This window comes from Corallococcus sp. CA047B (genome assembly GCF_003612065.1).
Classification (GTDB): Bacteria; Myxococcota; Myxococcia; order Myxococcales; family Myxococcaceae; genus Corallococcus; species Corallococcus praedator.
On the sequence record NZ_RAWD01000081.1, the window covers coordinates 18,561 to 30,439 of the forward strand.

Below are 11,879 nucleotides of genomic sequence, written 5' to 3' on the forward strand. Positions count from 1 at the left end.
CCGGTTGCAATTACTGAGCTCTTTGCCAGAAGAGCGCCATGTGGCAGGCTCCTCCCGCGAGGTCACTCATGGAGAACTTAGCGTGGGCCGCCTCAACTTCGGTAAGGGGTCGCTCTCCTTCTCCATTCAAGAGACTGCAGACCTCCTGAAGGTGCCTTTCGTATTGGGTGCCATCGGTGAACACCCACGTCCGTTGCTGCCAAGGACCCGTCAGAGTGTGGGGTGGCGGAGCGCCTGCGCTGCTGTTGTAAATAACAGCCCCATGCGCTTTTCCTCCATTCACATCGGAGTGGCCGACTTTTGCCGTTGCCGACACGTTAGAGTTAAGCCCATTCAACTGAGTCACCACCCTGCCAATGACATTGGCAGCAGAACTGGTGTCAGCGAAGAGTTGATAGGTCCAGGCCATGACGTGTCCTCCCGATGCCAGAATGAAATCTGGCGATTTGAGCAGCGAAGCCTATTAATGCCACTGAAGAAACAACCCCTGCCGGCCAAATCGAACCCTCAATCACATTCCAAAACAAGCAGCCGAGCAGACACCATCAACGTTTATGTCCAGCACCAACAGTAGCCACCTACAATGAGTGCCCCACATGTCAATGCAATGGACCTAGAGACGGTCATTCCTCGAGTCCGCCACGACACGCACGCCCCTCATCCGCTGGAAGTGCACCTGCCGTCGGACCAGGGAGTGCCTCTCTGCACTCCCTGTGCGACAGGCCTCCCCCTCGCACTGTCGCTTCTTCAATACTTGGCTGCTGGCTGACGGCTTCCGTTCAGTCGGCCGGCCCGCTGCTCACTCATTTCAAGTGCCGCTCTGCCGCCTTGAAGAACTGCGTGAGCGAATATTCCAGCAGCGACTGGCGGGACTGCATGTACCGGCGGGCACGGAGGAAGGGCAGCCAGACGCGCTCCTGGGACTCCTCCATCTTCTGCCGCAGCACCCACTTCCCTCCCAGTCGCCGCACCAGCACGTCCCCCAGGTAGACTCCAGTGGCGCAAGGGCAGGAGGAGTACAGCGCGTTCGAAGGCAGCGCCAAGCCTCTTGGTCCATACCACCCAGGGGTGAGACCCGGGCGGCCAGTAGCTCCTCGACGCCCCATGGAGGGCTAGCTACTGTCCCCATGGAGCGGCAGCATCTCCATGCTGCGCGGGGAATGCCCAATGCCCAAGAGGGTCCAGAGCGAGCTGAATGGCATGGTGTTCGAGGCTTCTGACTTCCGCTGGGCGCTGCTAACCCTCAACCGGGAGCGGATGCTGACCGACGCCGAAATGGCGGCCTCCCCGGCCCAACTGCAAGAGCACGACGGCCTGGCCGCGTGGGCGCGGACCGAGAAGGGTTGGGTGCCCGTCCACGTGCTGAAGCACCAGGAGCGGCCCAGTACGAATCACGAAATTGCGATGGACGAATACCGCCGGCTGTCAGGTGCGTACTTCCTGGAGCACTGGGATGAACGGGAACAGGCATATGCCGCGCTGTCCGAGCTGCCCATCTGGTGGGCTCAACCGGGCTCTCCAGACTCCGAACCGAGCGGGCTCGTCGGAGCCATGCGCTTCATGGCAGGAGAGGAATGGGGAGCGAGGCGCGGCGTCATCGCACGGCGTGGCGGCGACGTGGTCGTCATCAATGAGGGGGGCACTGTCCTGCGTCCAGATGATGTCGGGCCCCTGTCGCCTCATGAGAACCATCCCCTGGTCGCCGCAGCCAAAGCCGCCGGCTACAAATTCGAGTAGGCATTTCTCACGAACGAAGGAGGACGGACACCATGCAACTCCTCACGGCATCTCCCATCTCAGACGAATGCCGGCGGTACTGGGCCCTCGGTGGCATCCAGGCCGCACTCGACGCGCTCGTGCAGGACTCGCGTGCTGGGCGCATATCGACGGAAGACGCCGACGCCCTCGCCCTGAACTTCCCACTTCTCGCGCTGGAGGACTCCGCCCGCCGTACCGCCTTCTCGCGGCTCCAAGACGCTACGCAGGATGACCGATTCATGGATGCCGTTCTCCATGTCACTCGTGGCGACCTGGGGCTGGTCCCTCTCCTTCAGCGGCGCGCAGCGCAGTATTGGATGCGACTGGTCTACGACGCCACCGGGCAAACCAGCCACACCGTGGCTCCTGCCCTCGCCGAATCGCTGCGCGGCATGGAACTCCACGGCTACACGTGTGACGACGTCCGCCTGCCCGGCCGCGCGCTGCACCTCGTGGTGCCGCCCGACGCTGGGCTGGAGCTGCCCGACAACGACCGAGTCCGGTGGACGGCGACCGACCTCCTCATCGTCGAAGAGTCGGAGCCACGCGTCTGGCGGCTGTGCCTGGAGGCGCCCACCGGAGAGGGGCGATCCGCGCACGTCCTGGCGATGGCGCTCCCGCGAAGGACGGCCCTCGATGCAGCCATGGCACAGCACGCGGAGAGGGCTGCCCGTGGCGCTGACTGGCGCCCGCTGTGGACCTGGGCGCTTGGGGCGGTGCTGTCGCTGGCGCCGCCTACCTCGCGGGCCTAACCTCCTTCAGGTAATTCCGTTAACCTTCCTCAGAGGGAGCGCGGATGGCCCTCCCGTGGGACCGCATTAACGGACTCTGCTGCTGAAGTAGGTTAGATGAGTTGTGGCTGGCTCCTGCTGTTCGGAGGTGCAGTGTGGGGGAGAACCTGGGACTGGTGCAGTTCCCACATCCGGGGCCGGAACATAAGCCTGAACGTGGCAGTGACGTCATGGGCTGGCACCGCCGCGATGGCCCGCATTGCCGCAAGTTCCTGAAGTCGCTGGGGCGGTGGAGAGACGCGACCGGACAAGAGCAGTCAGGCGAGCTTACTTTCTGGGGAGAATGGGAGCCGCAGTCGCGCATCATCCATCGGTGGCCGAATGCAGCGAAAGGAGCGCCGCGATTCCTGCATGAGCCGTTCTGGTGCGTGCCGGCGGATGACCGCTGGCTGCACAACACGGATCCGTTCGTCTTCGGCGGGTGTTTTCTCTACAGCAACTGTCGGCAGAGCCACTATGAAACCTTGAGGGAGTTGGCACCCGGCTCCGTCATCCTGTTCGGGTCCCCTCTCGGTGGTTCATTCGTTCTGGATACTGTGTTCGTCGTTGCCTCTGGCGTTGGCTATAGCTGGGCCAAGTGGGCGGGAATCTCCGACGTGGACGACCCCTTCCGGAGAATCGTTCTCGACCCGCTTTTCACAAGTCAGGAGGACCGCAGTAGGAAGTTCCGGCTCTATCGTGGCGCGACGCCCGAAGTGCCATGGACTGGCATGTTCAGCTTCGTTCCCTGCCGGCCCGCGAGCGGGGACACAGCCCGCTTCGCCCGGCCGGTTATCCAACTTCCAGGCTTGGTCACCCCGAATCTCGCCAGGCGCGCGAAGTTCACTCCGCTCAATGTGGGCGCTCTCGAGCGCGCGTGGCGGAGTGTGGTCGAGCAGGTACATGCCCAGGGCCTGTTCCTGGGCTACGGCATGCCCGTTCCGAGGGAAGAGCCCGACTGGGAGCGCGGACGATCCCAAGCGAGCCCCGGCCCCGAAGGGGGCGAGCCTCCGGAGGGCTGTTCCCCTCGGAAGCTGCGGGGGTGTTGAAGGACGGACGACCTCTCCAAGGAGACCGCCTTAACGGAATCAGGCGCGCCCGCCGACGAGCGCCCAGTCTCCTCCAGCTTCTGCCTCGGTCCTCCACGCCTGCCCGGCCGCCGCAGTCAGGGCCGGTACCGCTCCACCTCATGGAAAAACTGCGTGAGCGAGTAATCCAACAGCGACTCGCGCGACTGCATGTACCGGCGGGCACGGAGGAAGGGCAGCCAGACGCGATTGCCCACCCGCACCTGGGACTCATCCAGCTTCTGCCGCGGCACCCATGTGCCCCCCAGCCGCCGCACCAGCACGCCGCCCAGGAAGGCCCCGAGAGCCGGAGCCGTGTGCTCGTCGATGAGGTCCCGCTCATACCGCTCCGGGAAGTTCTCCCGCCAGAAGTAGAAGTCGAGGTCCGTGAGGGACTCGGGCGTCGCGTCGAAGATGCTGGGCACCTTCGTGTGAAGCGCAGCCACGAGACCTTCGGACAAGTCTCCGTAGGATTCGAGGACGCGCTCTTGATTCTCCACATCTGCGGGCAGGCCGACCGGAAGCCACTCCTCCGGCACCGGCGGCCGGAAGGCGTTGAGTTCGGCAATCTTCCGTTGTCGCTCGCTGATGGCGAACTCGTCTGGCAGCCGAGAGAGGAACGGCGCCACGTCAGGGTGGAAGCGCGGCTCGACGGGTACGAGCGCAGCGCTGCGCTCCCTCAGCGTGCGAAGCACCGTGTCGAAGTCGAGGTCCGGCCGCAGGTGGACATGCGCGCGGGCCTGCGCCACGCGCGCCGCCTCACTGGCGAAGTCCGCGGCGGTTGGCCACAGCACCAAGAGGACAGCGCCGTTGGGAAGCTCTTCCACGAGGTGCGCAGGCGTCGAGAGCATCCGATCACGACCTACGGACTCTACTAGCTTCGGGCCGAAGACGTTCAGCCAGCACAGCTCATAGACCTTGTCGAACCCGTCCTTTCTTGAGGTCCTCTCATCACGACCGAAGTAGGGCGCGCCGGATAGCTGGTCGTCGGCCAAGCTATTGGCCTTGACGTATGTTGCCTGATAGCGGCCGGCCCAAGCACGAACCATATCCGTGAATTTGCGACAGAGTTCTTCCCCCCCAAACAACGACATCGGCTGAACAGAAATCCAAACATCCAGCTTCGGCGGCAGCGGTGGCAGCCAAAGCTGAATGGTGCTGTCCAGCGCAGGGGGCTTTGTTCGGTAGAGGCCGATGGACGTGCTGCTTTCTTCGCGCTCTTCTTCCAGCGCCTGCCAAACAGCGGCACGGGAGTACGTTCGCCGCCGCCGCCCCTCAACAACGTCCGGCATCCACCCTCCGGCACGCGCCTCCAGGGCATCGAAGAGTGGCTCCAATTCAGCCTGTAGGTTAGCCCGGGAATCGAAGGTACCTTCGAATGAAAGCCTAAGCCTGTCCTCCACACCCAGTTCTTGAAATTCAAGCACCTTCATTGAAGCGACACCTCGACTCCTTTGATCCTATTCTCAACGCGCTCCGCCGCCACTCTCCATGCCTCGGGGTCAACCGGTTTCAGGCCCTTTCCCTCGTAGATGAGACTGACTCTTTGGACCTGTGCCTCCATTTCCATTCCGGGACGGCGAATGTTCAGGGTCTCTCCGTAATACCGCAGAGCGTCGCGAGCGTCCGCCACCATCAGCGAGGTCAGCTCCTTCGACTTCAATTGTGCAAGCTCCCGACTCTTGAAGCTGAACGTCTCCACGCGGGGCTGGGGGCCAGCAGAGGGGCCCTCCTCTATGACGAGCACGTCCGCGAAGCGAAGGTCGGCCTTCGCCACCCCCACGTGCGTCACGATGCGCGGCTGCTCGAAGTCCTTGAGCCACTTCCGCTTCGCCCGCGGCAAGGCCGCGTCCGCCTCCAGGATGGCGACCATCCTCCTCTCGAAGGCCAGGCCCCGGGCGTACCTGTCACGAAGGAGTTGGTAGCCAGCCCACTTTAGTGGCCCCTTCTCCGCAATCCCCTGCTTGAGTTCCGCGGCACGCGTCTCCAGGTACGCCACGTAGTCGGCCCAGAGTGGCTGCGCAGTAACCTCGGCAGGAGCCGCCTTCTGCAGAGACTCGCGGTGCCTCACCAGCTCCGCCACGTTCATCGGCAGACGCTCTCCTGGGAACTCCGCCTCCAACTGCTTGAACTTCGCCTCCGCCACCTCTGCGGGGAGTCCAGCCGCCTCGGGAGGCACGGAGAGCCGAGGACCACCCCTTCTCCCGGTGCCCCCGCCGGTGGATGAGGTACTTGAGGGCTCGCGGTACCGCACCGCCAACGTGGCCTGTGCTTGAGCGACGTTGCCTCGCGCCTCGTGAAGAGCCAACGCGCCGGCTTCGCCCCACTCCGCTACCAGAATCGCTGCGTCCCGGTCCTGCTGGAGGTAGCGAGCCAACTCCCCCACAACGCGCTCTCCGACTCGCGCCTCCAACCTCTTCAGCACGGCCTTCAGCGCCTCCACGCGGGCCACCACCACCCGGAGCTGAGCCCCCTCCATCCGGGAGAGGCCGGCCTCCCGGAAGGCACGCGCCCCTTTGCCTCCTGCGTACAGGCCCACCATGAGGGCCGCGGGCGCCAGTTGCCGCGTCGCCTCCTCGTACTCCCCCTTGGCGAGGGAAGCCCCGCCCTGCGCCGTCCCCGCCACCAGGTGGTAGAAGCCCAGCGGCACCCCGAAGGTGAGGTGGTCGAAGGACGCCAGGGCCACGTTGCTGGGCGCGAAGGCCCCCAGGAATTGGGCGTTCTCCACCTCCTGGTATGCCTCCTGGTAGAGCGGTGGGAGCTGCGCGGGCAGGTAGGACGCCTCCACGCCCCGGAGCCCACCGACGACTGGAATGGAGGCCCTGACGTCATCCGCGGCCCGCTCCAGCCCCCGCGCGATGTCGCCAGCACGGAAGTCCCGCTCCGGGAAGTCGGTGAGGGCCATGCCCCGCTGCTTCAGCTCCTCGCGCACCACCTCCATGGCCCCCAGGGCGCGCTTGAGCAGTTTGTCCTCGGCCAACAGGCGCAGCAGTTGCCGCACCTCGTCGTCGTGGGTGGTGTGCAGGACGAAGAGGGCGAGGACTTCCGCCTTGGCCAGGCCATGCTTCTCCACGGCGGTGGAGAGGAAGGCCGCGCGCTTCTTGAGGAGGACGCGGGCAGCCTCGGCCTCCAGGGGGCCCAAGGCGCCCAGCCGGACGGCGTTCCAGTTCGAGAGGGCTTCCACCAGCCGGGGCATGTCCACCTGGCGCTGCAAGGCCAGGAAGGCCGCTGGCGTGGTGCACTCCAGGAAGCGCGCCAGCACCTCGGCCTCCGAGTCCAGGTGCGGCCAGCCCGCGGGGACTTCCCCGCACACGCCTGCCAGGGCGCCCACCACACGCAGGGGCTCCGTCTCTCCTCCGCCGGGATTCGGCGGAGACGGCGTGGTCCGACGGCGGTGCAGAAGCGGTCCGTCCGCGGACTCCGCGTCGTCGAGGTCCTCGAGCGCCTCGTCCTCGGGGAGACTCGCGACAGCACTGCGCCCCAAGGCAGCCAGGGGCGTCACGCCCGAGACGGCAGCCAGGGTGCCTTCAAGGCCCGCCCGTGAGGGCAGCGAGGCACACCCCGACGTCAGGAGGGCCAGGGCCAGCACCATGCCCACCGCGCCGCCCGGCAGTCGCTCAGCGCGCATTGTCCACCCCCAGCCCCACGGCCGCGAAGGTTCCCGGCCGCAGCGTCCCTTCCGGCGTGGGAAACAGCAGCGTGCCGCCCTGCCCCAGCGCGTAGAGGTTGCCTCCCAGCAAGCGCCACCGGGCCTCTCCCGAGACGAGGTAGCGCGCTCCGGGCTGGCCCATGGCCGTCGCCAGCCCACCGACACCCAGGCTCAAGTCCCGGTGGAAGAGCTGCGCCTCTACCCGCCCGTCCACGTCCACCCGGCCCCAGGAGAAGGCCTCCACTCCCAGGGAGAGGAAGAGGTGTCGCTGGCGCATTCCACTCAGCCGCACCGCGTCCCAGTTGAGAATCACCTCCCCGTAGGCGGAAGCCCCCTCCGGGAAGGACGCCTCCGCCAGCGGCACGGAGGCCGGGCCCGCCACCTGGAAGCGCGCCAACTCATAGTCCGGCCCGAAAGCGCCCTGGCGGAAACCTCCGCGCTGAAGGCGGCCTTCCAGGCGCGCGCGCATGTCCACCGTCGACGTCAGCGCATCCACGCCCACGCCCACCACCGCGCCCCAGGCTCCACCCTCGCCCGGGCGTCCACCCCAGCCGCCCAGCAGGTGCGCCTCCACCCTCTGCCCCTTGCGCCCTCGCCGCAGCACCACGGCGGTGGCGTCCAGGTGCGCCAGCGTCATGGGCCGCGCGGTGCCGTCCATCCGCCCCCAGTCATGCACCGCCGACAGCGCCAGCGTGTACCGCCCCGGGACAGGGGGCCTGCCGAAGAGGACGTGCTCCATGTCCAGGGCCACTTCGGCTCCCGCCAGGCGAGCGCTCAACACGTCCGAAGCGAAGGCCTCCGCGTACACCGGCCCCATTGTCCCCGTCGCGATGACGCCGGCCGGGTGGTAGTCGGGGTTGACGCGGTTGCCGTAGCGCCGCACCAGGTGCCCGGACAAGAGGGAGTAACCCTCCATCATCCCCAGCCACACCGAGTTGGGCGTATCCCCTCCCACCATGAAGAGGCGAACCACCTGCCCCCAGTCGGACAGCGTGTCCCAGTCCTCCTTCCTCACGAGGCCCGCGCCCTCCCCTCCACCCCACAGCCGCAGTCGTACCGGTGCCCCGAGAATGAGGCGGAACGACTCCCCCTTCCCCAAGGCCACCATGGGCTCCAACTGTACGAAGCCTTCTGCGGTACCCGCTCCCCTCCGAGGCAGCAACGTCAACGTCGCCGCGTCCATGCGCAGCAGGTTTGTCCACGGCGGTGTTGAGTCGGTCGTGGCGGGCGAAGAGGTCTCCTCCTCGGACGGAGCCTCGTCCTCTTCCTCCTCGCCAGAAGCCTTGTCCGAGATGGCCTCCTCCAGCCTGCGCACGGTGGCGTCGAAGTCCTCTGGAGTGATGGCCTCCTGCGCCCCTCCGGCCCCGGGCAACAGCAGCAGCAAGACGACGGCCCAACTCCAATGCATGCCCATCGACGCCTCCGTGGCAGGCCCCAGCAGGGGCGCTCAGGACAGAGGTTCCTTGTTCGGTCCGACAAGGCGGAGGACCGGGTGGGGCATTGCACTGAAAAGTCACATACGACCCGGCCCACCGGGGGATAGACAGACGTGCCAGGCCACGCTACGGCGCCAGCCCCGTTCACGGCGCCAACCGCGCGAATAGGCATGGCTGGGAAAGGGCGCTCCTCAACACCCTTCAGGTCGGCCGCCACCGAAGCGCAGCCGCCACTCAGCGCACGACAGCCGTCAGCAGGAGGCTCCTGCGCAGTTCGAAAACCTAACGCCTACTTCGAGGCGGAGAGGTGAAGGTGATCCGGGCGCGTCGCCATCGGTGAGCGCTCCGCCACGCCCCCGACCACCAGGGAGGCATGCATTCCCTCACACATGCCCCGGACACGGAGATCCCTATCGCTCTTTACAGCACCTAACGAAAGTCAGGGCTGGGCTGGCCGTTGGCAAGGGGGCATCCTCAGCTTGAGGGACATGGTCCGTGAACTCATCCCCGACGCCTTCTGGCAGCGCGTGGCGCCCCTGCTGCCTCCGCCTCGGCCGAAGAAGAAGCTGGGCCGCCCTCGTGCGGACGACCGGGCGGCGCTGGAGGCCATCGTCTTCGTGCTCAGGAGCGGCATCCCGTGGGAGATGCTGCCTCGCAAGCAGTTCGGCCTGTCGGGCATGACAGCCTGGCGCAGGTTGGAGGAATGGACCCGGGCCGGCGTGCGGGAACAGCTCCAGGCGCGGCTGCTGGATGAGCTGGGGCTGCGAGGCAAGGTGGACTTCTCGCGCGCCTCCATCGACTCCTCGTCCGTGCGGGCGTCAAAAAGGGGGCCCTCACGGGCCCAAGCCCGACGGATAGAGCGAAGGCGGGTAGCAAGCATCATCTTCTCGTAGACGCCCACGGCCTGCCTCTGACGGAGTCCGTGACAGCGGCCAACGTGCACGACACGCATGAACTCTTCCCGCTCGTCGACTCCGTCCCCGCGGTGAGGATGCCTTCGGGGCAGCGACGCTTCCGCCCCGCGAAGGTCCACGGCGACAAAGCCTATGCCTCCAGGAAGAACCGACTCGGCTTGCGCCTGCGCGGCATTGCTCCGCGCATCGCCCGCCCAGGTGTGGAGTCCAAGGAACGGCTGGGACGCTACCGCTGAGTGGTGGAGCGCACACTGGCCTGGAAGAACCAGCTGCGCCGGCTTCGCGTCCGCGATGAGCGCAGGGACGACGTCCACTTCGGCTTCCTCGTCCTCGGCTGCTGCGTCATGCTCCTACGACGCCTCTACCCTGACATTTGTTAGAGGCTGTTATCCTCAGCCGGGAGCGAATGCTGACCGACGCTGAAATGGCGGCATCCCCGACCCAGGAGCAAGAGCAGGACGGTCTGGCCGCGTGGGCAGGAACCGAGGAGGGCTGGGGTAGATGAACCCTGAGCACGCGTCGGGAATCAAGTCGAGGTGACACCGAGAACTTCTCGTGTTCCAGGCTATGCGCATGAGCCGGTGCTACCGCGAGGGGGCCTCGCGTGTCTGGCTCCGACCTGGGGGGCGTGCGAGAGTGCCCATCCCCTTTATGCGCCTGATGAACAAACGCTCCGTAGCCATTGCTGGAATGATGCTGGTGCTGGCCGCTTGCAAGACGACGGGCCCTGCACCCGCCCGCGATATCCCCACGGCAATGAACCAAGCCGCGACGACCCTGCTGCAGTCACGACTGCTGCACGCAACGTCGATCGCAGTGGTCTATCGCGGCGAGGAGTTCATCCTGCATCGGGGTGAGCTGGAGACCGGCAAGTCCAATCCGCCCGATGATTCGACCCTCTATGAGATAGGGTCGGTCAGCAAGACCTTCGTCGGCCTGCTGTTGGCAAACGCTGTCCTCGAAGGCAAGGCGACCCTCGACGACCCGATACAAAAGTATCTGCCGTCCGCCTATCCGAACCTTCAGTCAGACGGCGGGCCGATCCGTCTGCGCCATCTGGTCACACACACCAGCGGCATGCCGGGGATGTTGCCACTGCAAGTGAATGAGGTGTTGAGGGACTTCACTGCGCATGCCACCCCGGCAAAGCTCAATGCCGCCTATGCGGACTACGGGCAGCCGCAGTTCTGGCAGGACCTGCACACCGTCAGCATCAAGGGCCCGCTCGGCAAGGACTATGCTTACTCGAGCGCCGGCACCGAGTTGGTCGCGCACACCCTCGAGAAGATCCACGGGGCTCCCTACGAGTCGTTGCTCGCGGAGTTCCTGGCGCGGGAAGCCGGTATGCACGACACGTGGCTGCGCCTGCGTGCCCAGGACGCCAACCGCTTGGCTCCTGGCTATCACAGCGACAACCCGGTCGGCACCACGCCAATGCCACTCCTGCCCTGGGGCGCGGCGGGAGCATTGAAGGCGACGATGCCGGAGATGGTGAAGTACTTGCGCTTGCAGTTGAGCAACCATCCCGCGGTGACAGAGTCACACAAGCCGCTGGTGCGCTTCGCGGAGGACTTCAGCATTGGCTATTTCTGGAACATCGGCCAGAGCAGCCAGTTGGGCACCCACTACGTGCATCACGGCGGCGTGCCTCGCGCGCAATGCTATCTCTACCTCGTGCCGAAGTATCAGTTGGGGGTGTTCATCATCACCAACCAGAGCGGCGATGCGACCGCCAACGCCATGGAACGCGCGCTGGCGCCCCTCTTTGACAGGGTCGAATCCATGCAGGGTCGCTAGCACGGCGAACAACAGGGAGTGAGTACGCGTCGAGCCCCCGCAGACTTCTCTCAGCTCGACAAGTCGTCGGAGAGCATGTGGAGCAGGGAGGCCGCGCGGTCGAATGGGCGTGACCCGGCTCCGTGGCTCTCCCGCGCTTCATGTGATTCACGAGCGAGGAGGCAGGCGGTGCCAGCAGGAGGCTGTTGCAGCGAGTACTCCTGGGAATGAAAGAGTTGTACTCGACGCCTGGCTGTCGTGTGGAGAGCGTGGCACGTAGCAGTGCAGTAGGCGCTGTCGTCGTGGTGCGTCCGGAGGCTAAAGGCGCGCGATGTCCCTCGTGCAAGGTGCTTAGCGACACGCCGCACCTTCGCAGAGCACCTGGTGTAGCCCCCTGAAGAGTCGGACAGGCTCGTTCAGCTAGAAAGCGAGTCTGACGATGGAGAAGAAAATCCAAGAGGGAGCCGAGGAGAGCAGGCGTCGTCGCCGGTACTCGGCGGAGGAGAAGC

At 65.8% G+C, this 11,879-nt stretch carries 7 protein-coding genes and 2 pseudogenes; 5 read left to right on the plus strand and 4 right to left on the minus strand.

Annotated elements, in window-relative coordinates:
- Positions 1-803 precede the first annotated feature (803 nt).
- A pseudogene (locus D7X74_RS15235) lies at positions 804-1,001 on the minus strand (hypothetical protein); the annotation flags it as partial.
- Between the two features lie 166 nt (positions 1,002-1,167).
- Here D7X74_RS15235 and D7X74_RS15240 point away from each other — a divergent pair.
- The 3 genes from D7X74_RS15240 (at position 1,168) to D7X74_RS15250 (ending at position 3,577) form a co-directional block, all read left to right on the plus strand.
- Positions 1,168-1,737 carry a hypothetical protein gene (locus tag D7X74_RS15240; RefSeq protein ID WP_120533688.1) on the plus strand — a complete coding sequence of 190 codons (570 nt, stop codon included), beginning with the start codon at positions 1,168-1,170 and terminating at the stop codon, positions 1,735-1,737.
- Positions 1,738-1,769: 32 nt separating this feature from the next.
- Positions 1,770-2,510, plus strand: coding sequence for a hypothetical protein (locus D7X74_RS15245; RefSeq protein ID WP_120533689.1), 741 nt, complete (start codon positions 1,770-1,772; stop codon positions 2,508-2,510).
- 134 nt (positions 2,511-2,644) lie between these two features.
- Positions 2,645-3,577, plus strand: a complete 933-nt coding sequence (locus tag D7X74_RS15250; RefSeq protein WP_147446571.1) for a hypothetical protein — start codon at positions 2,645-2,647, stop codon at positions 3,575-3,577.
- A gap of 116 nt (positions 3,578-3,693) precedes the next feature.
- Here D7X74_RS15250 and D7X74_RS15255 read toward each other — a convergent pair whose 3' ends face one another.
- Genes D7X74_RS15255 through D7X74_RS15265 form a run of 3 tightly spaced genes read right to left on the minus strand, consistent with a single transcriptional unit; the run spans position 3,694 to position 8,658 of the window.
- Positions 3,694-5,028, minus strand: a complete 1,335-nt coding sequence (locus D7X74_RS15255; protein WP_120533691.1) for a hypothetical protein — start codon at positions 5,026-5,028, stop codon at positions 3,694-3,696.
- Positions 5,025-7,223, minus strand: a complete 2,199-nt coding sequence (locus D7X74_RS15260; RefSeq protein ID WP_120533692.1) for a hypothetical protein — start codon at positions 7,221-7,223, stop codon at positions 5,025-5,027. The genes D7X74_RS15255 and D7X74_RS15260 overlap by 4 nt, the downstream gene beginning before the upstream one ends.
- Positions 7,213-8,658 (minus strand): hypothetical protein, encoded by a 1,446-nt coding sequence (locus D7X74_RS15265; protein ID WP_120533693.1) that lies wholly within the window; start codon positions 8,656-8,658, stop codon positions 7,213-7,215. Before D7X74_RS15265 ends, D7X74_RS15260 begins: the two co-directional genes overlap by 11 nt.
- 510 nt (positions 8,659-9,168) lie before the next feature.
- Here D7X74_RS15265 and D7X74_RS45265 point away from each other — a divergent pair.
- Positions 9,169-9,974, plus strand: a pseudogene (locus D7X74_RS45265) (IS5 family transposase).
- 256 nt (positions 9,975-10,230) lie between these two features.
- A complete protein-coding gene (locus D7X74_RS15275) occupies positions 10,231-11,391 on the plus strand; it encodes a serine hydrolase (RefSeq protein WP_233602110.1) in 1,161 nt (386 codons plus the stop codon).
- The last annotated feature ends 488 nt before the right edge of the window (positions 11,392-11,879 follow it).